24 protein-coding genes and 3 pseudogenes are annotated in these 22,969 nt (G+C 33.9%); 9 read left to right on the top strand and 18 right to left on the bottom strand.

The features are described from left to right. Positions 1–402, top strand: a 402-nt coding sequence (locus RTL21_RS20685; RefSeq protein ID WP_312098692.1) for a hypothetical protein, incomplete at its 5' end; no start/stop codon positions are given. A gap of 118 nt (positions 403–520) precedes the next feature. On the opposite strand, the gene RTL21_RS20680 is transcribed toward RTL21_RS20685, so the two are convergent. The 4 genes from RTL21_RS20680 to RTL21_RS20665 form a co-directional block, all read right to left on the bottom strand. After that, the gene (locus tag RTL21_RS20680; protein ID WP_312098690.1) at positions 521–1,888 is read right to left on the bottom strand and encodes a sensor histidine kinase; all 1,368 of its coding nucleotides are present in this window, start codon (positions 1,886–1,888) and stop codon (positions 521–523) included. Beyond that, the gene (locus RTL21_RS20675) at positions 1,872–2,579 is read right to left on the bottom strand and encodes a response regulator transcription factor (protein WP_312098688.1); all 708 of its coding nucleotides are present in this window, start codon (positions 2,577–2,579) and stop codon (positions 1,872–1,874) included. The genes RTL21_RS20680 and RTL21_RS20675 overlap by 17 nt, the downstream gene beginning before the upstream one ends. Positions 2,580–2,898: 319 nt before the next feature. Beyond that, a complete protein-coding gene (locus tag RTL21_RS20670; protein ID WP_312098686.1) occupies positions 2,899–3,288 on the bottom strand; it encodes a DUF302 domain-containing protein in 390 nt (129 codons plus the stop codon). A 60-nt stretch (positions 3,289–3,348) separates the two neighbouring features. Continuing rightward, positions 3,349–3,489 (bottom strand): SHOCT domain-containing protein, encoded by a 141-nt coding sequence (locus tag RTL21_RS20665; RefSeq protein ID WP_312098684.1) that lies wholly within the window; start codon positions 3,487–3,489, stop codon positions 3,349–3,351. A gap of 204 nt (positions 3,490–3,693) precedes the next feature. Between RTL21_RS20665 and RTL21_RS20660 the strand changes: the two genes are divergently transcribed. Then, a complete protein-coding gene (locus tag RTL21_RS20660) occupies positions 3,694–5,157 on the top strand; it encodes a multicopper oxidase family protein (protein WP_312098682.1) in 1,464 nt (487 codons plus the stop codon). 178 nt (positions 5,158–5,335) lie between these two features. Continuing rightward, on the top strand, positions 5,336–5,665 hold the full coding sequence (locus tag RTL21_RS20655; RefSeq protein ID WP_312098680.1) for a four-helix bundle copper-binding protein: 330 nt from the start codon (positions 5,336–5,338) through the stop codon (positions 5,663–5,665). A gap of 138 nt (positions 5,666–5,803) precedes the next feature. Here the strand turns inward: RTL21_RS20655 and RTL21_RS20650 are convergent, their stop codons facing one another. The 4 genes from RTL21_RS20650 to RTL21_RS20635 form a co-directional block, all read right to left on the bottom strand. Continuing rightward, positions 5,804–6,121, bottom strand: a complete 318-nt coding sequence (locus RTL21_RS20650; protein WP_312098678.1) for an SHOCT domain-containing protein — start codon at positions 6,119–6,121, stop codon at positions 5,804–5,806. A 40-nt stretch (positions 6,122–6,161) separates the two neighbouring features. Beyond that, the gene (locus tag RTL21_RS20645) at positions 6,162–6,326 is read right to left on the bottom strand and encodes an SHOCT domain-containing protein (protein ID WP_312098676.1); all 165 of its coding nucleotides are present in this window, start codon (positions 6,324–6,326) and stop codon (positions 6,162–6,164) included. A 92-nt stretch (positions 6,327–6,418) separates the two neighbouring features. After that, entirely contained in the window at positions 6,419–6,799 is a 381-nt protein-coding gene (locus tag RTL21_RS20640) for a hypothetical protein (RefSeq protein ID WP_312098674.1), read from the bottom strand. A 41-nt stretch (positions 6,800–6,840) separates the two neighbouring features. Then, complete coding sequence (locus RTL21_RS20635) at positions 6,841–7,083, bottom strand: SHOCT domain-containing protein (RefSeq protein WP_312098673.1); 243 nt, start codon at positions 7,081–7,083, stop codon at positions 6,841–6,843. A gap of 359 nt (positions 7,084–7,442) precedes the next feature. Between RTL21_RS20635 and RTL21_RS23275 the strand changes: the two are divergent. Then, positions 7,443–7,548 (top strand): annotated as a pseudogene (locus RTL21_RS23275) (cysteine synthase A); the annotation flags it as partial. A gap of 559 nt (positions 7,549–8,107) precedes the next feature. Here RTL21_RS23275 and RTL21_RS20630 read toward each other — a convergent pair. Next, entirely contained in the window at positions 8,108–8,845 is a 738-nt protein-coding gene (locus tag RTL21_RS20630) for an urease accessory protein UreH domain-containing protein (protein ID WP_312098671.1), read from the bottom strand. Positions 8,846–9,144: 299 nt separating this feature from the next. Here RTL21_RS20630 and RTL21_RS20625 point away from each other — a divergent pair, with 299 nt between their 5' ends. Continuing rightward, positions 9,145–9,816 carry a response regulator transcription factor gene (locus RTL21_RS20625; protein ID WP_312098669.1) on the top strand — a complete coding sequence of 224 codons (672 nt, stop codon included), beginning with the start codon at positions 9,145–9,147 and terminating at the stop codon, positions 9,814–9,816. A gap of 33 nt (positions 9,817–9,849) precedes the next feature. Here RTL21_RS20625 and RTL21_RS23270 read toward each other — a convergent pair. Next, positions 9,850–9,979 (bottom strand): annotated as a pseudogene (locus RTL21_RS23270) (sodium:proton antiporter); the annotation flags it as partial. Positions 9,980–10,190: 211 nt separating this feature from the next. Further along, positions 10,191–11,162, bottom strand: a complete 972-nt coding sequence (gene spoIIP / locus RTL21_RS20620) for a stage II sporulation protein P (RefSeq protein ID WP_312098667.1) — start codon at positions 11,160–11,162, stop codon at positions 10,191–10,193. A gap of 522 nt (positions 11,163–11,684) precedes the next feature. Here spoIIP and RTL21_RS20615 point away from each other — a divergent pair. From RTL21_RS20615 to RTL21_RS20600, 4 genes are all read left to right on the top strand, one after another. Beyond that, on the top strand, positions 11,685–13,055 hold the full coding sequence (locus tag RTL21_RS20615; RefSeq protein ID WP_312098665.1) for a sensor histidine kinase: 1,371 nt from the start codon (positions 11,685–11,687) through the stop codon (positions 13,053–13,055). Positions 13,056–13,060: 5 nt separating this feature from the next. Then, positions 13,061–13,738 carry a response regulator transcription factor gene (locus RTL21_RS20610; protein ID WP_312098663.1) on the top strand — a complete coding sequence of 226 codons (678 nt, stop codon included), beginning with the start codon at positions 13,061–13,063 and terminating at the stop codon, positions 13,736–13,738. A 5-nt stretch (positions 13,739–13,743) separates the two neighbouring features. Next, on the top strand, positions 13,744–14,301 hold the full coding sequence (locus RTL21_RS20605) for a TVP38/TMEM64 family protein (protein WP_312098661.1): 558 nt from the start codon (positions 13,744–13,746) through the stop codon (positions 14,299–14,301). Between the two features lie 206 nt (positions 14,302–14,507). Then, complete coding sequence (locus RTL21_RS20600; RefSeq protein WP_312098659.1) at positions 14,508–14,816, top strand: hypothetical protein; 309 nt, start codon at positions 14,508–14,510, stop codon at positions 14,814–14,816. A gap of 352 nt (positions 14,817–15,168) precedes the next feature. On the opposite strand, the gene RTL21_RS20595 is transcribed toward RTL21_RS20600, so the two are convergent. From RTL21_RS20595 to RTL21_RS20565, 7 genes and pseudogenes are all read right to left on the bottom strand, one after another. Next, entirely contained in the window at positions 15,169–16,104 is a 936-nt protein-coding gene (locus RTL21_RS20595; RefSeq protein ID WP_312098657.1) for a F510_1955 family glycosylhydrolase, read from the bottom strand. Positions 16,105–16,332: 228 nt separating this feature from the next. Further along, positions 16,333–16,947 (bottom strand): class I SAM-dependent methyltransferase, encoded by a 615-nt coding sequence (locus RTL21_RS20590; protein ID WP_312098655.1) that lies wholly within the window; start codon positions 16,945–16,947, stop codon positions 16,333–16,335. 323 nt (positions 16,948–17,270) lie between these two features. After that, positions 17,271–17,870: a YdhK family protein gene (locus tag RTL21_RS20585; RefSeq protein ID WP_312098654.1), complete on the bottom strand. Its 600-nt coding sequence runs from the start codon at positions 17,868–17,870 to the stop codon at positions 17,271–17,273. Between the two features lie 132 nt (positions 17,871–18,002). Then, a complete protein-coding gene (locus tag RTL21_RS20580; RefSeq protein ID WP_312098653.1) occupies positions 18,003–20,435 on the bottom strand; it encodes a heavy metal translocating P-type ATPase in 2,433 nt (810 codons plus the stop codon). A gap of 280 nt (positions 20,436–20,715) precedes the next feature. Next, the gene (copZ, locus tag RTL21_RS20575) at positions 20,716–20,922 is read right to left on the bottom strand and encodes a copper chaperone CopZ (RefSeq protein ID WP_312098652.1); all 207 of its coding nucleotides are present in this window, start codon (positions 20,920–20,922) and stop codon (positions 20,716–20,718) included. Positions 20,923–21,535: 613 nt separating this feature from the next. Beyond that, a pseudogene (gene copZ, locus RTL21_RS20570) lies at positions 21,536–21,741 on the bottom strand (copper chaperone CopZ). Between the two features lie 47 nt (positions 21,742–21,788). After that, the gene (locus tag RTL21_RS20565; protein WP_312098650.1) at positions 21,789–22,583 is read right to left on the bottom strand and encodes a C40 family peptidase; all 795 of its coding nucleotides are present in this window, start codon (positions 22,581–22,583) and stop codon (positions 21,789–21,791) included. Between the last annotated feature and the right edge of the window lie 386 nt (positions 22,584–22,969).

Here is a 22,969-nt window from a genome sequence, read left to right as displayed (position 1 = left end):
GTCTGCCTAGTTATATCAGAGCTTACCTGCCTAATTTGGTATGCGAAAGTTGAGTTACTTACAAGAGAAGATTTTAAAGCTGGGGGTGGAGTGTACACACACGAATTCATTAATGAATTTGAAAAGCTTTTTGTCTATATTATAAATAACTTATCTCATTTCAATCAGTGCGAACTGTATGATATAGATGAAGATTATTCTGTCGTTCACTTCTATTGGGACGTTTGCAATGATCCAGTTATCCCTTACATTGTAGGACTAACACCAGAACGTTTTAAAAGTTACTTCGAAGCAATTTATGGTCCCTATAAATCAATAATGATTAAATTAAGAAGATACTCTACTGGTTATGTAGGTGAGCCTATTATTTGGACAATGCACATATTCGAAGTATTAAAATAGCAGAAAACCGATACAACATTGACAAATCTTATGAGTAAGTTAGGAAGAATCTATGTGAATTAAATTTTCTTTTAAATTGGTTAAGAAATAAAAGGGATTAAGTCCTTTGGCTTAATCCCTACTGCTTCGGAAACTGTACTTCCACGGCTGTTCCTACATTTAGTTCACTTTCTATCTTAATTTCTCCTTGATGAGCCTCTACAAGCGCCTTTACAATTGACAACCCAATCCCAATACCACCTGTTTTTCGATCACGTGATTTATCTCCACGGTAAAATCTTTCAAATAGAAACGGCAAATCATCTTCACTAATTCCTTCCCCTTCATCTTTAATAATGAAAGTAATTTGATCATTTTTTTTATTGACAAGGATTGAAACTTGTTTTCCTTTCGGTGTATATTGGAGAGCATTATTTACAATATTAGTTAATATTTGAATGATTTTATCATGATCTCCTAAGAAATAAATTTGCTCAGTCGATGGTACTACCTTTAAATCGACTCCCTTTTTCATAAACAACGGATTGAATTGATTCTTGATGAAAGATAGAACTTTTCCAGCCTCCAGTTTTGTTTTATTCAATCTAATCTGAGGATTTTCTGCTGCCATTAATTTTTCTAATTCATTCACCAGCCGCACCAATCGCATCAGTTCTTCATGGCATTGTTCCAGTCTTTTGGCATTTGGCTCCCAAATTCCATCTTGGAAAGCTTCAATATGACTTCTTAACGTTGCTAATGGTGTTCTAAGTTCATGTGCAAAATTAGCTGTAAACTGTTTTCGAAGCGTTTCCTCTTTTGCCAAGGATTCCGCAAGTTGGTTAAAGGACTCTCCTAAAGGCTTCATTTCTGTTGTCAGTTCATCAATAGGTACTTTAGTTCGCCATTGATGATTACGTATGTCAATAATGGCATTGATTAATTTATTAAAACCTGATGTTAATCTATTAGAAAGTAATAAACTGAATAAGATCGATAAAATAACAATAACAAATACTGCAAGATAAATATTTCTTTTTATTGATTTTAAAAAGTCTACCTCTTCACCAATTAGTTTTTCCTGATAATAGACTGTTAAGTTCCCGATTGTTTGATTGTTGCTTTTTAGTTGATAAGAAGATGATTCGTAATTATTTAAATCAATGGAAGAATGATGACCATTCATCATTCCTATCATGGAACTCACAGAAGTGGTATCTAGCAATAAGTTCCCGTTAGCATCATAAAGTTTATAATATAAATTTTCCGACATGGCCTGTTCATGCATTTGATAGTTCAAATTTTGATTGAACGGCTCTCCTGTCTCGTTAAATTGTTTCAGTGCATTATTTTTAATTAACTGAATATTTTCTTCTCTATTTTTCTCTAAATAATCGGTAAACTGGTTTTCAACGCCAAAAAATATCGTAAAGCTTGTAATAAATATACCACTAAAAGAAACAATTAAGAGATAAATTAAAATTCTGGACCTAAGTGTTAGCTTCATCTTTTTCTCCCCCAAACTTATATCCCATTCCAAAGACAGTCATGATAAACTCAGGGTGACGAGAATCATCTTCTATTTTCTTTCTTAAATTTTTAATATGAGTATCAATACTTCTTTCATATCCTTCAAAATAGGCACCATCTTCTTGAATTTTTTCCAACAAATCGGCCCTACTGTATATCCTTCCAGGATAATTCGCTAAGGTAATTAACAATTTATATTCATTTGGCGTAAGTGCAAGTATGTTACCATCAAGCTTTACTTCTTTTTTCACGTAATCAATTATAAGTTTATGATTATTAAAGCTGCTCTGAGTTATATTTACCCCTTGCCGTGTTCTTCTTAGTAAAGCTTTTACTCTTACGACCACTTCTCTTGGACTAAATGGTTTTCTTACATAGTCATCTGCACCAATTACGATTCCATTAATTAAATCATCCTCTGTAGACTTGGCGGTAAGCATAATAATGGGAGTGTTATATACTTTTCTAACCAATCTACATACTTCTTCACCAGAAATATCTGGTAGCATTAAATCTAAAACGATAAGGTCTGGATTTTTTTCCTTCACTTTTTTAAGTGCATCAATTCCATTAGAAGCAAAAAGAATTTCCCATCCTTCCTTTTCAAAATAGGCCTCTAATACTTCTAGAATTACTGCTTCATCATCAACTACAAGAATTTTCGTCATTGGTATCACCTCTTAATTGAATATTATCATCTTCTTTGATAAAAAAGATAATCTCCATAAATTCCACACAACTCAAATAAAAACACACTACATACTGAGTATGTACAGTGAAAGCACACCGTCTGTTAATATTGTAAAGCTTAAAATGATTCCATTTAACTTTAAATTAGGCCATCATCCTAGAATATAACTATTCTTGGGGAGTAATAATACTAACTGTTAAATCACATATATCAGCAAGATAGATTATAAATTAATAAAAAACAGGCTTGTAGAACATTCCACAAACCTGTTTTATGTTTTCTTACCAATAAGGCACTTATTTACTTTTTTCTAACACGTTGATAAGTATTTCTTCAATACTCTCTGCAATGCATTTCAATTCGGGATCATTTAACAAACCAATCATAGCCGTTGGTTTTGGAAGTCCGATTTTAGTCTTCCCATCACTTTCATAGACAGTTATCTTACAAGGCAAGAAATATCCAACTAATGCATTGTAACCAAGGACTCGTGCAGCTTCTACAGGATTACAAACTTCAAGTATTCGATAAGGTGAAGTATAACTATGTACTCCTTTTTTCTGTAGGGTAGCAGTTAAATCAAGCTGCCATAGGATGCCAAATTTATTTTCTTTTAAATTTTGTTCAATTGATGATATAGCTGCATCAATTGTTTTATTCGTAATGACTGTATAATGGAATTCCATAAAAATCCTCCACCTGTTTTGGTTTTTATTTTCGAAAAGATTTTGTTTTGGATAATTTATTTAATCCTTTTTATTTTTTAATGCTAATTTAACAGCAATATAGACAACAGCGCCTATAACAAGAAGATTAATTAACCATCCCACAAGTCCAAAACCCCAAAAGTAACTTCCCATCATGCCGTTTCCGGGGAAACCCATCATTAATCTTTCCTCCTTTATATCGTGACTTCTGTTACAAACAACAAATTTTACGTATAATACTGATAATTAAAATCTGTTATGGAAAGCTAGCATTGAAACAGTTTATAAATAGATGTTCTTTTAGTATTTTTATTAAAAAAGTAAATATTATGTACGGCATTACACTAGTTAAGTTCAAACTAATAAATGAAGGAGGAAAAATTAATGAAAGTAAACTACGGCATCTTCATTGCATGTATCATAATAGTCTTGGGAGGAGTCTTTCTCTTTTTCATACAAGGTCGAGATATGCCCGGTCAATTACCGGATCTATCAATGAATCAGCCATCTGATGATCAACCTATTAAAACAGAAGAATCCCCTCTCCCTATACCGCCATTATTAAAAGATAAAAATTCTGATCCAAATAAAGCGGAATTTCAAATAGCTGCCCAAAACTCTACAAAAGAGTTTATTGCCGGAAAAGAAACAAAGACGATGGGGTATAATGGCGATTATTTAGGCCCTGTTATTCAGGTTCGTAATGGTGAAGAGGTATCTGTAAAGGTAAAAAATAATTTAGATAGTGACATAACAACTATCCACTGGCATGGTCTTGAAGTTGATGGCGACAAGGATGGCGGACCACACTCAGGGATTCAACCGGGAGAATCATGGTCTCCGGAATTCAAGATAGATCAGCCAGCAGCTACTTTGTGGTTTCATCCCCACCCTGAGCAACAAACTGGGAGGCAGGTCTATAACGGATTAGCAGGATTATTTTTTATTGAGGATGAAGTTTCTGATCGTTTAGATATTCCGAAAGACTATGGAGTGAATGATGTCCCACTGATCATTCAAGATAAAAGATTTAATAAGGACGGAAGTTTTAAATACGAGTTGGGAATGCACGATGTTATGAACGGGCTACAGGGTAACACAATGATTGTAAATGGAGCAGTTCATCCATTTTTGGAAGTACCGAGGGGTATGGTGAGACTTCGTTTATTGAATGGGTCCAATGCAAGCGTTTATGAATTAAACCTCAGCAATAACCAAACCTTCTATCAAATTGCTAGTGATGGCGGGTTCCTTGAAAAGCCGTCAGAAATGAACAATATCGTTCTTGGCCCAGCAGAAAGAGCAGAAATCCTTGTTGATTTTTCAGATTTGAAAAAAGGAGAAACGGTTCAATTATTGAATCAAGGATCAGCGTTTATGAAGTTTGTTATAAAAAGTGAAAATCCAAAAGAATACACCATTCCTGAAAAGTTAACCACCATTGAAAAAGTAAACCCTGATCGTGCAGTAAAAACAAGACAATTTGTTTTTCAAGGGATGGGTCCAAGTGTAAATATCAATGGTAAACAAATGGATATGGGCCGAATTGATGAAGAGGTAAATCTGAATGACACAGAAATCTGGGAAATTTCCAATGATAGTGGGATGGGGATGATGGGTGGAATGGCTCATCCATTTCACGCTCATGGCGTACAATTCCAAATTCTAGATCGTGATGGGAATCCACCACCTGAAAACGAAATGGGATGGAAAGACACCATTCTCGTTTATCCGGGCGAAAAAGTTAGAGCCATTGCTACCTTTAATCATTCAGGTGTATTTATGTACCATTGTCATATTCTTGAACATGAAGATGCTGGAATGATGGGTCAATTCAAAGTAGAATAAGACCTAATATAATTCATTGAACATTGATTAAATTTTTTGTAGATGTAGCCAAAAGAATTTGAAGCAAGAAACTCAACAACTATATGACGGCATTATAAATTTACGATTAAAAAATTTTTCATATTTTTACTATTTAAGGAGATGATAATACGGTATTAAATGCAAGGAGGATTATGATATGCAAATGACCTATGAAGAATGCATCAAGGCATGTCTTGAATGTATGGAGGCATGTAATGGTTGTTATGATGCCTGTTTAAAAGATGATGATGTAAAAATGATGGCGGAATGTATTCGTTATAACAGAGAGTGTGCTGATATTTGTGCATTAGCAGCACAAGCAATGCAATCAGATAGTCCTTTAGCAAAACAAATCTGCCTATTTTGTGCTGAAATATGTGATGCTTGCGGAAAAATTTGTGAACAACATGGACATGCTGAACATTGTAGAAAATGCGCAGAATCCTGCCGTAAATGTGCAGAAGTTTGTAGGAAAATGGCTTCTTAAATTAAATGTGGCGACCTTTATGTATTTGGTCGCCACATTTAATAGTATTAAAATGGGTTGATTCAGAAAAAACATCCGTAAAATTCAAACTAATAATGAATCTCCATCTATCATTACGTATAACATTCATTTCACCTCCTACTTATTAATCGTTTGTAGTATGGATTGAAATTCATCATGTGAAATCTCACCACGGGCATAGCGTAACTTAGCAACCTCTTCGGCCTTAATGACTGTAGTATGATTCATTTTAATGGATGAAACTCTAGTTTGTTGTTTCCGGTTTCTAAGCAGCAGTAAGAACAGAACCACCCCGATCAGAATAAACATTAAAATAGTCATAAAATATCCATTAAGCATCATGTCAAATGAGTTAAACCCTGATGGAATTCCATTATAACCATAAGACCCACCACTACTACCTCCAAAGGAACCCATATGTCCTCCATTCATCATTTTAGTTTCTCCTTTCGTGTGTATAATTAGTTAATTTGTTTTATAACAATTCTTTTAGTTTATTGTATTCTTCCGTTGAGATTTGACCGGATGCATATCTATAATCGATAACCTCTTTTAGTTCGTTTGAGCTGTTCGTTTCTTTCGGTTGAATTTGATTAAATAATCTCTGTAGTTCACCCGTTTTATACAGATAAAAACTCACAGCTAAAATTAGTAATAAAAACATATCTTAGATTCCTCCAATATTCATATTTTTGGGGAAGCAGGTCATTATCGACCTGCTTGAAGTGATAATTATAAATTTCCCATTCCTCTAAAGTTGCTGCTTTGAGAAGAACCACCCGTTCCGTGCATCCCTTTGTACATTTCTTCGTGTTGTTGATTATCTAAATTAGGATGCATTTCACTCATATATGGTTTCATTTGACCAAAGTTCATATTTCCTTCTTCCATGAGCTTTTGCATCTCGTCAGAATTCATATTCCCTTCTTCCATGTATTTTTGCATACTTCCAACATCGCCTGATTCCATCATTTCTACCATTTGATCATAATTACCACTTTGTTCTTGAATCACTGTATTTTGATTTGGAGTATCTTTATCTGAAAATAAAGCTAAACCTGTTCCTCCAGTAAAAGCTAATGATGCTGCTAGAATTCCATTAATAATATTCATATCAATTCAATCTCCTTTGAATAGTTTATATATAGCAGTTCTTATAAAATACTTTTCTTGATTTGCTCAAATTCTTCAAAAGAAATTTCACCTTGAGCAAGTCTGGACTTAGCAATTTCTAATGCACTTGAACTTGTTACTTGCTGGTTGCTATTATGAATACCTATTTTTTGATTGTTCATTCCTAAATAGAAAAGGTAACCTATTAACAAAACTATTAAAATCATCATAATCGATCCACCTCCCATTCCAAACATTCCAAAACCATGACCTAATCCCATCATTGTTTTATCTCTCCTTTCATATTTTCATCTTACATCTCACGAATGTAGAATTTATGAGCAACTTATGTGGAAGTTATGGAGAAAGCTCTCTCTTGAATAGGTGTTAATTTTACGATTTATAAAACTAATAGTTAGTTCATTAAATTATCCTCTAGATGTGTATATAGTATTCTTTTGGAATGTACTGCAGTATATCAGCTATTAAAGGTTATCAATACAATGCATTCTGGTCATGCCAGAGACTATGAGCGTAGAAAGATGAAAACTCTTAAAAGCATTTGGAGCAGAGCTTATACTGACTGAAGGAGTACTGGGATAACAGAAGCCATCAAGAAATGAAAATCTTCCCTAGTTCCGTTTCTGTTGAACCTGAATCGTCTCCTGTATTATCTGGCGGGACCCAGACCTCATAAAATTCAGGGGATTCGCGAAGGTTTTGTTCCTAAGATACTGAATACTTATATATCTATTACGAATTTGTAAAGATACAAAGTAAGAAGCATTTACCGTATGAAGAAAACTAGCAAGAGAAGAGGGGTTTTGGATGGAGATTTTCTTATGGAGCAGTTCTTGCTGCAGCTTCAAAAGTGGCAATTTCTACTAGATTCAGTGAAAGATAAATATCAACTTCACTTTTTCTGGAAGATAATTAATATTTAAATGGCAAAGCATATCTTATAGTTATCATGCTTCATATATTATGGAAAGGTCTCACACAATCAATTAAGTCTAAAAATAGACAGACTGTTATAAATAAACCTTGAAATTAATCGAATAAAACTTTATTTCAAGCTACAAAATCAGACAAGATACTATCGATTAAATATGGGCTTATATGTGTAAACTTCTCCCCACACATATAAGCCCAGCTTACCAATTTATTTTAATATCATTTTTATTTCTTCATAGATTACCTTCTGTAGAAGTTATTTCAAGCATTTGAAAAATCATCCCTTAAAGTTCCGTGGAAGCACCATTCTAAGATTCAGACTAACAGAATGATTATTAGTACTTCCTATTAAGCTTATATACCCCAATAAGTAATTGTATCTAGCATTCCTAGAACAAGTAGAAATATTCCTGCTATTTTTTGAACAACCGAACCAATCTTTCTTCCCGTCTTTTTCATTACAGAATCGTTTAATTCGAAATTCCATAGCAAGAAAAGGGCTAATAGTAATGGCAAAGACGTACCTAGTCCAAAAATACTTGGCAGAAACAGTCCGTATGAAACAGTTACAGCCATAGGCATCAATGTCACGAAAAAAAGTACAAACATAGTCGGACAAAATCCAAGTGTAAGACTAACTCCCATTAAAAAAGCTCCTAGATTGCCTTTCCTAAATAATTTTTCAGGAATTCCCCCTAAAGAAATGAATTTATTATACTTAATGATGCTAAGCAAGTAGAGTCCAATAAAAACTAACATTGGTCCTACAATTTTTCTAAACCAAGGAAAATAAAGTGACAATACCGATTTAACTTCATTTCCAACTATCCAAACAAATAGACCAATTAATGTAAAAACGGTTATTTTCCCTAAAACAAAGAAAAATATTTGCTTCCATTGCATTCTACCTTGAATAGATATATTTCCATAAAAAGTGACTGCGCCTAAATTTCCTGTAAATTGACATGGTGCCAAAGCTCCAACTAATCCTAACATGAAAGCAAATAAAAGCGGAACATCTTCACTACTTCTCGCTAAACGAAGGAAAGGCTCACCCAGAAAATAGCTAAACTGACTAAAAAGATCATACATTCTTTTCTCTCCCTTTTGTTATTTTAAACGCTCTTTATTACTTAACTCTGCTCAGGAAAATATGTTACCGTTTGACTCCCCAGTTATAAAAAAATAAAAACATAGAAATCTCCTTTAGAAATTTATATATTCCATAGTCAAAACCTATTTTACTAATAAAGGTTAAAAAAAATATGCAGAAATAAGATATAACTCTGTGTGCAACATCAACTATTGCAATCCCCATCAATAATACTCTCTGCACTGTTTTTACATAATTTATTTGTATACTAGAAACACCATTGAGGGGGGATGTATCTGTGAAAAAGGTAGTCATTTTCGATCAAAAAGAATCAGCTGAAAATTGGGATCTCTTCTTTAAGAACGATCATTTTTATTATATTAAAAGGACTTCTGAGGCTGAAGTATTAAATTGCATTATAAATAATAAATATCATCTATTGTTCATTTCAGCCTCTTCTAAGAACGAGTTTAATTGGACCTTCTTAAATAAAATATGTAACGTTTCCACAATACCCACCATATTGGTTTTTACTACTGGACAAAAGGATACAATTGTTAAAGCACTTAGAAACGGTGCTGATGCTTGCTTTATAAATCCTATTGATAAAGAAATTCTTCTTGCAAAAGTTAACGCTCTTATAACAAGATGTAATGAAACTCTGGAAAAAGTACAATTAAACGGATTGACTTGGAGTGACCGATCTTTTGATATAAAATTTCTAGATCAATCTATAAAACTTGCACCTAAAGAATATATGATCCTTGGTTATTTTTTAAATCATCCTAACAGAGTAATTACACATAAGGAATTGATTCTTGCACTTTGGGGAAATAGTAGAGCTATTCATTCGCGAACAGTACATTCTTATGTGAGAAATATTAGAGACAAACTAAGAGATCATCATTTTCCGATTGATCAACACTTACTAACTGTTTGGTCAGTAGGTTATCGATGGGATAACCTATAACACTAGAGATAAGAATAATTGCAGATGTAAAGAAATGGGCACAAATATAGGATAATTAATTGTTTCAACCTTTTCAAAAACTTCGTGTTTGAAGCCCGATATACTAAGCTATCCCAGCAATATAAGCACCAATTATTACGGTAACCCCGATATATTCTGCTAAGCAGCAGTCATCAGACTTTTACGGGCAGTTAATTTATTCACTATACTCTATATGTGAAAGCATCTGCCCGTTAAGCATGTTGCTAAGTTCCTCTAAATCCATTCTTTTCTTCTTTAAATGCCATCATCCCCGCATCTCGTGTTCACGAATCTGACAATGGTACATAAATATCTCATAATGTGTAAAATGTAGTAACCGCCCTGTTTTTTACTTATTGATGTATCCCTTCACTTACTTCCTCATACTTCCAATAGTATTCACTAAATACATCAGCAAAGGCTTCAACAGAAAGATTCAGTTCTTCCATATTATTCTCAACTCCACCAAATTCAAGTAACATTGATTTATTTGTTAAGTCTTGATTGTAAACTCCATTCCCTTCATCTTTACCTTTTATAAAAACCCCTCTACTTATACCTGGGTACTTTTCTTCAAGTTTTTGATTTAATTCTTTTGCAAAATGCAAATTTTCCTCAAAATTTTTATTCTCCTTTCCAACAATAAAGAATAATCTAGCATATGATTTTCCATCAATTATGATAGTGGTTATTTTCTTAGGCTGTGAGTCTCTGTGTATGTCGAATAAATATGTAAGAGATTGTTCTGTTGAAATAGCCTCTTGAACTAATTCTCTCGACAGTTGATATGAATTATTATAATTCCAATTCTTCTCTTTCAATTCCTCTGTTACATTAGCAGTGCTTTGGCTTGTTCCGATCCCTCTTTCAATAAGTTCTGCCTTTAGCTTCTTACCAATCCCTATCACATTAGCATTTTCATTAAAACTTGCTGCCTCATTTAAGTTAGTTCCTCCGTTTAGTAATGGCAAAAATGCCTCCCAACTGTGTGAATGATAAATGTATGCTACATTTTTATTCGGTAACGTCAACTCTTCCTTTTTTGGAGATGTTTTAGAAGCTAATTCCTGTTCTGCTACTTCCCGTTCTTTTAACAATACCTCAATTGGTGGTGCCGACTCTATAGGTAAACTTGTCAAATTTGTTCCTGTTCCCGCAACTGCTATCTCTGTGTTAAACGAGTAGAAGCCAGGTAATTCCCTTCCAAGAAATGTTCTCACATCTTCTGGCCAAATATTTGTTCCTGACGTAAACAGGATTCGGGAAACAGATGGCTTCTTCTCTTTTTCAGCAACTATTTTAAGTTGTGCAATTTCACTGGACATTAGATAAATAAAAAAATCTGAAGATATATTTTCGCTAGTTTTATTAAAAATAGATGATGAGAATTGATCTTTCATATCTATAAAAATAACAAGGACAGGAATTAGAAAAATAAATAGTAATAGAACAAAATATACCAATTGTATGCGAATTATATATATAATTTTTAGTTTTTTTTCTTTCATATTCTCACATCCATTTATAGTATTTTTTACTATCATATGAAAATCTATAGATAGTAGACTGCGCATATTCTTCATACTTTTCTAATTTTAAACAGACGACTTTTTCGCTTATTATTACAAATATCCGAATGAAGGAAAACTCACATTATCATGAGAGTACTTCCTTCCAAATAAATTAACTATTGAGTAAAGCTTCACAGCATAATTGGCTAAATAAATATATATGGAGATGATAAAAGAAACCTAATAAATAGGGGAAATATGCTTTATTTTCTGCATCATTTCTTCAAACTTTTAAAGTAAACTAGAAATACTTAATTGAGAATAGGGGAAATAACAGTGAAAAAACTCTCCGTTAAACTTGGGGTAATATTTTTTATCATTATGTTTGGGTTAATGACCTTTATGTTTTTCTTTCTTCATGAAAGCATTGTTGAAACGAGAGTGCAAGAAGAACTACAGGCTCTTCAGGCTAGAGGAAACTCACATCGAGCTATTCTTGAAAAACATTTTGATCAAGACACCATTGATCACGTTGTTCTTATGGAATCAGAATCAGATACAGATGTGGTCATAACAGATTTAAATGGGGAAGTATTAAACTCATCCTCAGAAATTCTCTCATTAAAAAAGTATATTCAAATACCTTCGTCAACAATAGGTAAAAGCGGGGAAATCATTGAAGATAATTGGACTGAAGAACCATATATTGCGACAGTTAGCCCAGTCTATTCCAAAGAAGAACAGCTAATAGGATATGTATATATGTTGCAGCCAACCTCATCAATTAAAACATTGATTGGCCGTTTGAATGAACACTTTATTTTAGCTGGCTGGGTTGCCGTCATACTCACGTTTATAATTATTATCTTTCTGTCAAAAGCCATTACGAAGCCACTCATCAAAATGAAAGAAGCAACCTCGCAAATTAGCAAAGGAAACTTCTCCGTTACATTACCGAGAGCTTCAGATGATGAGTTAGGAGATTTATCACACTCAATTGAATTGCTGGCAACAGACTTAAACTACTTAAAACAGGAACGCAATGAATTTCTAGCAAGCATCTCTCATGAACTGCGTACTCCACTTACCTATATCAAGGGGTATGCTGATATTATTCATAAACGAGACTTATCTGAAGAAGAAAGAGAGAAATATTTAAAAATTATCATAGATGAAACAAGTCGTTTGTCGCAATTAATCGAGGAATTATTTAAACTTGCAAAAATTGACCAAAATTCATTTGTTATTAATAAAGATAGCATTGCGCTGCAAAAATATTTAGCTAATATAAAGCAAAAACTAACGCCTGCATTTCAAGAAAAACAGATGAATTTTAATATGTCATGCGAAGCGGACTTATTATTGCAGGCAGATCCATTGCGATTAGAGCAAATTCTTTTGAACTTACTTGATAATGCAATGAAATACTCTCATGATGGGGGTCATGTTGAATTATCTGCATGGAAAGACAAAAATAACATCCACTTATCTGTTAGCGATAACGGTAAAGGAATACCAGAGAAGGATCTTCCCTATATTTTTAACCGTTTCTATCGAGTCGATAAATCCAGAACTCGATCACTTGGCGGAACAGGATTGGGCCTTGCCATAGTAAAAGAGCTAGTTCATGCTCATGGTGCTGAAATAATAGTAAATAGTAAGGAAAATGAAGGAACTATTTTCGAAATCATATTTAAAGGAGTATAGAGAAGATGAAAACCATTTTACTTGTCGATGATGAGCCAATGATGCTCGATTTATTAGCCTTGTATTTATCACCAAAAGGGTATCGGTGCGTAAAAAAGGAATCTGCGTTTGAAGCCCTTTCTCACTTAAAGGGGCATTCTGTCGATTTAATTCTATTAGATATTATGATGCCTGAAATGAATGGACTGGAAGCATGTAAAGAAATCAGAAAAATGGGCGATACTCCGATCATTATGCTTACCGCTATGAGTGATAAGGCAGATATCGTAAAGGGACTCAATATTGGTGCGGATGATTATATTTCCAAACCATTTGATGAAGATGAATTAACCGCTAGAATAGAGGCCGTATTACGCCGAAAAGGAAGTTCAACAGGAAAGATTTTCTTTTCAGGTCTCACATTAGATTTAGATTCCTTTCAACTTCATTTTAATGGAAAAGAAATTTCTTTAACACCAAAAGAATTCTCGATGATGAGTTTATTTTTGCAGAATCCAAATAAAGTATTTACTAGGGAACATTTAATTACATCTATCTGGGGGTATGGGGTTTCTACAGAAGACCGGACAATTGATTCGCATGTTAGAAACTTACGTGACAAACTTCGAAAAGCCGGATTCGCCGCTGAGGATACACTTACTACTGTGTGGGGCGTTGGTTATAAATGGACTAAAAAGGATTAGCACTTGTGGGACATATTCTTTTTGAATTACTATCTGAAAATTTAGTGTTTGCTGCATTCGTGAGCATTGGATTAAATATCGCTATTGCACTAATCGGAGTACTGCCAAGTAGCTTTATCACATTTGCTACTATTAGCTTTTTCGGCTTTAAGTATGGAATAATCCTCCTAATCATTGGAGAAGCAGCTGGGGCCATTGTAAGCTTTATTCTTTATCGGAAAGGAGTTAGTAAACTTCTAAACAAGAACCATATAAATAGATTTCGGTTTATTAAAAGATTGAAGAAATCAGCTGGTATTGAGGCTTTCTTCATTGTGCTTTTCCTTAGAATCCTACCCTTTGTACCCTCTGGTGTGGTTACTCTTACTGCATCAATAAGCCGAATGAACTTAGTTTGGTTTGGATTTGCAAGTACAATTGGTAAAATACCAGCTTTAATCATTGAAGCCTATTCAGTTGTCTATGTATTAAATTTAAATTCGCAATGGCAATGGGGATTAGCTGGAATTATGTTTCTAGCATTGGTGTTAAATTATTTATTCCAAAGATGTAGAAGGATGTAGATCTTAGCCAGGGAAAACAATATTTGTTGCCTTCCCTACTTCTTTTCCTTTTTGGAAATATACACCTCACTCTATATTTTTACCCCCTTTTTTGTATCTTATGATATTTTCAAATGGGATAACAATCTTCATAACTTCCACATAACTTCTCCATACGTTCTCCATGAATAAGAAGTATTCTAATAGCAAGAAAGGAGATGTTGAAATTGAAAAAATTAGTGGTGGGAATTTTAGGGGTAACATTTCTTTTAGGTGCAGGGACATATACATTTGCTCAAGTAACCGATAATAACGGGGCTTATACATTTGAACAAATGAAACCGTATATTAAGAAAATGCATCCCAATTTAACAGCTGAAGAACAAGAAAAAATGTATAACTCATGCCAAAGTTCCTCAGAAAATATGATGCAAAACGGAGATATGATGCAGGGTACTGATGCAGAAAACATGATGGAAAATGAGAACATGATGCAGGGTACAAATCAGGAAAATATGATGAATACTAACCTATAAGTAGGTGATAGAGATGATGGGATACGGATTTGGAATGATGGGATTGGGACTCTTTGTAACACTTATCCAATACTTCATTCTTGGGATAGTTGTTTACATTTCCGTAAGGCTCGCATTAAGGAAAAATAATTAAATGTAATTTCAAACGTTCCATCCGCAAAATATATCAAGGTTCACAAAACGTAAAAATATCAAGAAACTCTTCAGAGTTTGAATCACTTTAAGCCCAGATCGTTTACTTTTATCTATACTTCTCTTCTTTTGTATTAATTTAAAATCCGTAAAGAACCCAAGTTATATTAAAAGGGAAGAAACACTTCTTCCCTTTTAATCATCAATAACCGACCTTGTATTAATTTTTCAGCTTACCTCCTTCCATTACTTCCCTCCAATTCAGACCGTTATCTGAACTAATCAATAAATTATTTTCAAATGTCACAGCTACCATTTTATTAGTTTGGTTTGGTTGAACAGCAAAGTATGCTACAGCATCCTTTCCAAGATCAAGACTAATTTTCTCCCATGTTAGGCCATTATCTTCACTTTTCATCATTCCAGCCTCTTCTTCAGTGATAGAGTAGCTAATAAGCTCTTTTGAATTCGGAACTGCTGATATAGCTGTAATAATTCGATTCTCATCAGCGATTTTCCACGTTTGTCCTCCATCTTCTGATCTAAAGACCCCTTCACTAGTTCCTGCAATTAGAACATTTTCATTATTTGATAATGAAACTAGTGCATAAATCTCGTGTAAGTCTTTTGGAAGACCTGAAACCCCCAACTTATCCCAACTTATTCCTTTATCAATACTCTTATAAATGCCAGATTCAAAATTACCGCTTTCCATTTGAATAACACCATAAATAGTTGCAGGATTAGATTCGTTAGATGTCAGTAAATGAAAGTCAACTTCTCCTTTTAATGCTATACTTTCCCAATTCTTACCGTTGTCTTTACTTTCAAGTAATCCCACTGGATCTGGTAAATCTGAATTTTCACCTGGATGTCCACTTGTCAACATTGTTCCATCCGATTGAATGTGAAAACCCATTAAATCTAAATCAGCATCTCCAGCAAATTTCCACTTTTCACCCTCGTTTGAAGAAACAATTAATCCCTCATGGGTTGCTATATAGATAGAATTATCTGACGAGTAAGCAAGACCATGTACATGCTCAATATTATAATTGTCATCCATTTCCTGTGATTCTTTTATTTCATTTGAGGAACTACAGGCAGTTAGAAGTAATCCAACTGCCAAAATAGCTACAAATGCTTTATTATTCATAGTCTTTCCCTCCCTTTTGATATACTCGATGCATCATTGGTAATGAATTTAAATTGATGTTTGCAATAGTTAATAATAAATACATAATAAGGCGCTCGTTGTATAATCGATTCCTTATTTCCTATAAGATAAACAGTATAACTTGAGCCTAAGAACCCGATAAGAATAACATATTAAAACCACTACAAGATGAAACAGGAGCCAAGCTTAAATCTCTGCAGATGTAGTTCATTTCGAAACTGTTAAACTTCTCATAATTGAACTCATTAAAGGTGTATCAGTCACAATGTTAAGACCTGAATACTTTATGTTTTCTAACGTTTTTCTATTTATATTAGCTCCCCACAGACGAACTGTTAAGGGATTAAGTATATCCATTACAGTACCCACTAACCTGTTTTCACTACGCATATGCTCTAACATATAAATATGTCCGTTAGGTTTACATACTCTTGTAAGTTCTTTCAGTCCCAAGAGAGGATCTGGCACTGAGCAAAATACGCAGGTTGAAACAATAGAGTCGAATGAATGATCGGGAAAAGGCATCTTTTGAATGTCTGCTTCCACTAATTCAATTGGAAATTCACAAATGTTTTCCTCAATTTTCTCCCTCGCATATTTTAACATCCCTCTACTAAAATCAACACCGGTTAAACTTTGTATATTGGAAGGATAGAACGGTAAATTGGCTCCCGTTCCAATTCCAACCTCTAGGACTTTTCCCGTAACCTGTGATAATAAGTCTTTTCTCCACTCTTCCTTAATCATTCGGTCCATAATATCATATATAACAGAAATACGATTATATCTGTTTCTAATGATTTCATTGTTATCGTTTTTCAATTAGGTTCACCTATTCTTTTATTTATATAAAACTCATATATCCTTAGTGAAACATTTATTAAATACTAGCAAAATGATTTGCAGAATTTATGCATTTTCAAAAGCTCTATGGTCTCAACAAAAAAAACCAACCTGCTTAATGTGAAGCAGATTGGTTTCTTTGCTTATTTTTCCTTAGTTTTAATCATTTTTTCTTCCCTTATGGAGTTCGTTATATTTATTTCTCGCTTTTGAGTACAAGTTTTGCCAATATATATTGAAAATCCTGGTAATTCCTTTCTCACAATTCCTTCTTTACTTTCTTCAACCTATAGAATAAATTTTTATTTAACAGGTGATAGTTCACTTTCTGTTACCCATTTGTGGTTTGTCACTGTTTCTCCGGTTGTAGTTGATTTATAATCGACCATATAGACTGTTGTTTGCTCAGCTGTATCGATTTCAACTGTTGCCCCATCCATCCCTTCCATATGGGATGCATTAACTTTTACTTCTGCGCCTGGATCTAAAGGGGCTTCTCCTGCATCAACCAGTTCCTCATGAATGACCCATTTGTGATTCGTGACTTTTTCTCCCCCTGTTGTTGGTGTATAAGAAACTGCATAAGCTGTTGTATCATAAGCTCCTACAATAGTTGCCTCAGCACCCTTCATCCCTTCCATGTGATCGGATTCAATAATAGCTTTACTTCCAACTTGATAAGTTGGATTTTCTGCAACCTTCAAACCTTCTGGAACTTCACCAGAACCAGACATATCCATATCACTATGATCCATGCTTTCTTGAGAATCAGAATCCATATTCATATTATCTTGATTCTCGTTTGTGTTCGTCGTACCAGTGTTATCGTTAGAACAAGCACCAAGTACTAAGAATAGAGCTGTCATTAAAGTAAATAAAAGAATCAATTTTCCTTTCTTCATTACCACATTCCTCCTTTTTTGTTTTATAGTATATCCAAAACAATTGCAGATTCTGTGCATTTTTCTATATTCACATTACAAATATAATTTTAAATAGACTCTAAAAAGACGACCCTCTTGGGTCGTCTTAATTTAACGCACTGGTTGCCATTTACGAAGAAACAATGTATTACCTACAACTGATACAGAACTAAATGCCATTGCCGCACCTGCAAGGATTGGATTTAATAAACCTAATGCCGCAACAGGAATCAGTACCACATTATATGCAAACGCCCAGAAAAGGTTTTGTCGTATTTTCCTCATTGTTGCTTTTGATAAACGAAGTGTATCAACAATCCCCATCAAGTCGCCTCTCATTAGAGTAATATCAGCTGCTTCGATTGCCACATCTGTCCCTGTACCAATGGCAATACCTACATCTGCCGCAGCAAGTGCAGGAGCATCATTAATACCATCCCCAACCATCGCGACTACCTTTCCCTCACTTTTTAGCTTTTCAACTTCTGCAGACTTATCTTCCGGTAAAACTTCCGAAAGCACATGATCGACTCCAACTTGTCTTGCAATAGCCTCAGCCGTAAGTCGATTGTCACCAGTAATCATAATCACTTCAATACCTAAATCTTTCATACGCTTAATCGCTTCTGAAGATGATTCCTTTACTGTATCTGCTACTGCAATGATTCCGGCAAGACTACCGTTAACAGCCATCATCATAGCCGTTTTCCCTTCACTCTCAAGTTTTTCCATTTCCACAAAAATGTCGTTTATTCCTATCTTATTCTTTATCATTAATTTCTTATTACCAATTAATACAAGTTGATTCTCAACTTCCACTTGAATTCCATGGCCGGGAATAGCAGTAAAATTCCTTCCGTCTTGAAGCTGTAAACCTTTTTCTTTTGCATTATTCACAATTGCTTCTCCAAGTAGATGTTCCGAACCTTTTTCAGCTGAGGCTGCAATGTTCAACAGTTCTTCCTCTGAATAATTTCCATAAGTAATGATATCAGTAACATCTGGTTCACCCTTAGTAATTGTACCTGTCTTATCTAGGACTACTGTTGTAACGCGTTGTGAATTTTGAAGGTGTTCAGCTCCCTTAATTAGAAGCCCGTTCTCTGCTCCCTTTCCAGTTCCAACCATCACAGCAGTTGGTGTTGCCAGCCCTAATGCACATGGACATGCAATTACAAGAACTGAGATTGTACTGACAAGTGCAGGTGTAAACCCTAAAAGGAAATAGGTAATAGCAAATGTAACTAAAGCAATTATGATAACAATTGGAACAAATATACCTGAAATTTTATCAGCAAGATGCTGAATAGGTGCTTTTGAACCTTGAGCTTCTTCAACCAGCTTTATAATTTGCGATAATGCCGTATCTTTTCCAACTTTTGTTGCTTTGAATGTAAAAGAACCATGTTTATTTACTGTGGCTCCTATCACGGTGTCACCAGCTTTTTTGCTTACAGGCATACTTTCACCTGTTAACATTGATTCATCTACAGATGTACTTCCTTCAATAATCTCGCCATCAACTGGAATTTTTTCTCCTGCACGAACAAAGATAATTTCACTCAATTGAACATCTTCAATTGGTATATCCATTTCAACACCATTTCGTACCACTCTGGCTGTTTTAGCCTGAAGTCCCATGAGTGTTTTAATAGCCTCAGATGTTTGACCTTTTGCTCTAGTCTCCAGTAATTTCCCAAGAATAATTAAAGTCATAACAATTACTGCAGCTTCAAAATATAAGAATTGTCCTGTTCCCATCATTGTAACAACTAAACTGTAAATAAATGCAGCAGAGGTGCCCAGTACAACAAGCACAGCCATATTTGCACTACCACCACGTACAGCATTAAAAGCATCTCGGTAGTAATGTCCCCCTACATAAAATTGGACTGGTAAGGCTAGTAAAAATTGAAGCCACGGGTTCATATGAAAGAATCCGCCATTGCCATATTCCATTGAAAAATCCGAAATCATCTGTATTAAAAATGGAATGGATAAAATGGCCCCAATAGTAAATTTCATTTTTTGCGTTTTATATACTTTTTCTCTGGCACTACGTTCATAGTCTTCGTCTGTCCCATCAATAACTTTTGCATCATATCCAGCTTTTTTTATAGCATTAATTAATTGATCAACATTAACATTTCCAGGAATATACTCGACACTAGCTTTTTCTGTTGCGAGATTAACTGTTGCCCTTGTTACTCCTTCAATTTTATTAAGTCCTTTTTCAATGCGAGTTGCACAAGCTGCACAAGTCATGCCAATAACATTTAATTGAACTTTTTCTTCTTGCACACCGTAGCCAGTCTTTTTTACTTTTGCTATTAACTCTTCAACTGTTGCTTTAGAAGGATCGAATACGATGGATGCCTTTTCTGTCGCAAGATTCACGTTTGCCTTATGAACACCGGGGACTTTACTCATATTTTTTTCAATCCGGCTTGCACAAGCTGCACAGGTCATACCTGTTATACTTAAAGTTATATACTCCGTATCAGCTGAGATATTTTGCATCTTAACACTACTCTGTCCTGACATAGCTTATTCCCTCCAGTCATGTTTCAATGACTTTCAACCTTTTCATGCCCATGCTAACTTTAATTAAGCTTTCAAGTTCATTTCATTCTGTACACATGGAGTTAATCTTCTCATTAGCTCGGATCTTGAAATAGTTTTATAAGCGTTGTTCAATTAAGTTCTTAATTATTTTATCAATGAAGCTCATTTAAATTCTCACCAACCCCTCCATATACCTATACGGGGTATATTTTTAATAAAAAAGATCGCGCTATTTCTAGCACGTCGTCTATCTTACATATTACTTTACATCATATCCTTGAAGTTCAATTGCTTCCTTTATTTTTTCCAATGCTACTTTTTCAGGGTTAAATTCAACCTCTACACTTCCTTTTTCAAGAAAAACCTTAACTTTCACAATTCCATTCAGTTCACCAACGCTACCTTCGATTGTTTTAGCACAATGACCACAAGACATACCTTGAACATTTAAAATGACGTTTTCCATTTCATATCCTCTCCTAATAAGTATTTTGAATAAAAATATATTGATCAACTCTTTACATGATATTGTTTTACCACTTCTCACATTTATATTATAGGGTACCCCCCTACCCTATGTAAAGTGTTTTTTTATTAAAATAGTCCATTTTACTTATGAAATAAACTGGGTATTATTTATCTTATTATTCTTGCCTACATCACAACCTTTCAATGAAGTAATACATTTCCTTTTTCTAAAATATATAACAAAAATATGAAGAATTAATGGAGAAACAAATTAAACGCTGATAATTTTAATTATTCTTACTTTTATAATGCCATTCATAATATTTATAAATTACTAAAAATACACTTTGTTAAAACTTCTACACAAGGATAAATTACTGTGTGAAAAAAGTTGGAAATTTTTGAGCAGAGCTTGTATTGACTGAAGTGACCCAAGGAATGAAAAGAGCAATAGAAAAAGCAGCTGCATAGTGGATATCCCAACACCTATTGCAATCTGTAGCATTTTGCAAATACAGAGATTGACCGAAAATAGGTTTGAACCATATTTTAAGTACTTCTCCACAATCAAAAAATGCGGTGATCGTATAATCACCGCATTTTTGTTACAATTAATTCACATCGTAACCTTGATTATCAATTGTTTTTTTAATAATTTCTAGTGTGACTTTATCAGTGTTGTATTCAACATTAACTGTGCCATTTTCTAGATGTACCTTAACGTTAGATACCCTTTTAATTCACCAACGCTACCTTCGATTGCTTTAACACAATATCCACAAGACATACCCTGAACACATAGAGTTACCTTTTCCATTCTAATTGTCTCCTTCCATCCTTTTTTGAACAGTCTATTTTATTTAATTATTTCAATCTCTTAATACTATTAAAATGTGATTTCCAGTAGGAATTACTTAAATTTTTAATGGAGACCCCATTGCTAGAGGCAGAAATAAATTCATTATTACCAAGATATATCCCTACATCTGAGATACCGGATTTATAAGTATTTTCAAAGAATATAAGATCTCCTGTTGCTGGCTTGTCCACATTATATGAGCGATTATAATATCCTTCTGCAGTTAGACGGTTAATATCCATTCCAGCTTGTTTTAATACATAATAAACGAACCCGCTACAATCAAATCCACTTGGAGTTGTTCCACCCCAAGCATATGGTGTGCCAATTAAACTTTTAGCTACACTGACTACTTTATTTACATCGTAACCCACTAAAGGTGTTGGTTGTATATTTGCTGTACTGGTAGAAGAATTTGCAACAAAATTCTGATTTGATGAACCGTTGACTTTTATGGTATCACCTGCATAAATTAATGATGAATTTAAATTGTTCCAAGACATTAAGTTATCAACGGATACATTGAATTTTCTAGCAATTGAAGATAAAGTGTCACCTGCTTTAATCGTGTACGAAGTGGAAGTAACGGTTGTCGATGCCGCAATTACAGTTGAATTAGAAGTAACTTCCAGCACTTGGTTTGGGTAAATTATTGTACCCGTTAAATTATTTGTTCTTCTTAGCTCATTTACGGTTGTACCATATTTTTGGGCGATGGACCATAATGAATCGTTTTTTTGTATTGTATAGGAAGCAGCTTCTGTATTTCCTACTCCAAAAGTGAGTGATGCTAAAGACAAACCTGCTATGAGTGAAAAAAATTTTTTCTTTCTATTCAAAATAATTTCCTCCTTTTTTTAAAACGAAGATATTTCTTGATGAGTTAGCAAAAAGCAATATTCTTCTTCGTAACTATTAGAGTTTTAACCTAATAATCTAATTAAATTTGTTGAGCGGAAGAAGTAATATGACTCACATTTTCTCTATCATCCATTTGTTACTTAATGAAAATATCATCGATTTATGGAGAAACTCAGCGTTTTCCATTTCAATTTCATTACAAAATAATCAAATTTATATTTCAATATAATAGATTCCTTGAAAAATAAAAAGCCGATCAATATGATCAGCTTATAAACTCTTATATTAGACAGTGAATATAATAAATTCCTTAAAATCATTCCCA

This window comes from Niallia sp., assembly GCF_031978665.1.
Classification (GTDB): Bacteria; Bacillota; Bacilli; order Bacillales; family Cytobacillaceae; genus Niallia.
Note: the sequence above shows the minus strand (reverse complement) of the source record. Positions and strands in the feature narration are given on the sequence as shown.

Coding starts and splice junctions, on each gene's coding strand:
- spoIIP (WP_312098667.1), bottom strand. CDS start 11,162: ATGTCCAGTGAAATTGCACAACTTAAAATAGTTGCTGAAAAAGAGAAG.
- RTL21_RS20650 (WP_312098678.1), bottom strand. CDS start 6,121: ATGATGAATGGAGGACATATGGGTTCCTTTGGAGGTAGTAGTGGTGGG.
- RTL21_RS20630 (WP_312098671.1), bottom strand. CDS start 8,845: ATGTATGATCTTTTTAGTCAGTTTAGCTATTTTCTGGGTGAGCCTTTC.
- RTL21_RS20660 (WP_312098682.1), top strand. CDS start 3,694: ATGAAAGTAAACTACGGCATCTTCATTGCATGTATCATAATAGTCTTG.
- RTL21_RS20655 (WP_312098680.1), top strand. CDS start 5,336: ATGCAAATGACCTATGAAGAATGCATCAAGGCATGTCTTGAATGTATG.
- RTL21_RS20635 (WP_312098673.1), bottom strand. CDS start 7,083: ATGATGGGATTAGGTCATGGTTTTGGAATGTTTGGAATGGGAGGTGGA.
- RTL21_RS20680 (WP_312098690.1), bottom strand. CDS start 1,888: ATGAAGCTAACACTTAGGTCCAGAATTTTAATTTATCTCTTAATTGTT.
- RTL21_RS20580 (WP_312098653.1), bottom strand. CDS start 20,435: ATGTCAGGACAGAGTAGTGTTAAGATGCAAAATATCTCAGCTGATACG.
- RTL21_RS20640 (WP_312098674.1), bottom strand. CDS start 6,799: ATGAATATTATTAATGGAATTCTAGCAGCATCATTAGCTTTTACTGGA.
- RTL21_RS20665 (WP_312098684.1), bottom strand. CDS start 3,489: ATGATGGGTTTCCCCGGAAACGGCATGATGGGAAGTTACTTTTGGGGT.
- RTL21_RS20610 (WP_312098663.1), top strand. CDS start 13,061: ATGAAAACCATTTTACTTGTCGATGATGAGCCAATGATGCTCGATTTA.
- copZ (WP_312098652.1), bottom strand. CDS start 20,922: ATGGAAAACGTCATTTTAAATGTTCAAGGTATGTCTTGTGGTCATTGT.
- RTL21_RS20585 (WP_312098654.1), bottom strand. CDS start 17,870: ATGAAGAAAGGAAAATTGATTCTTTTATTTACTTTAATGACAGCTCTA.
- RTL21_RS20675 (WP_312098688.1), bottom strand. CDS start 2,579: ATGACGAAAATTCTTGTAGTTGATGATGAAGCAGTAATTCTAGAAGTA.
- RTL21_RS20595 (WP_312098657.1), bottom strand. CDS start 16,104: ATGAATAATAAAGCATTTGTAGCTATTTTGGCAGTTGGATTACTTCTA.
- RTL21_RS20670 (WP_312098686.1), bottom strand. CDS start 3,288: ATGGAATTCCATTATACAGTCATTACGAATAAAACAATTGATGCAGCT.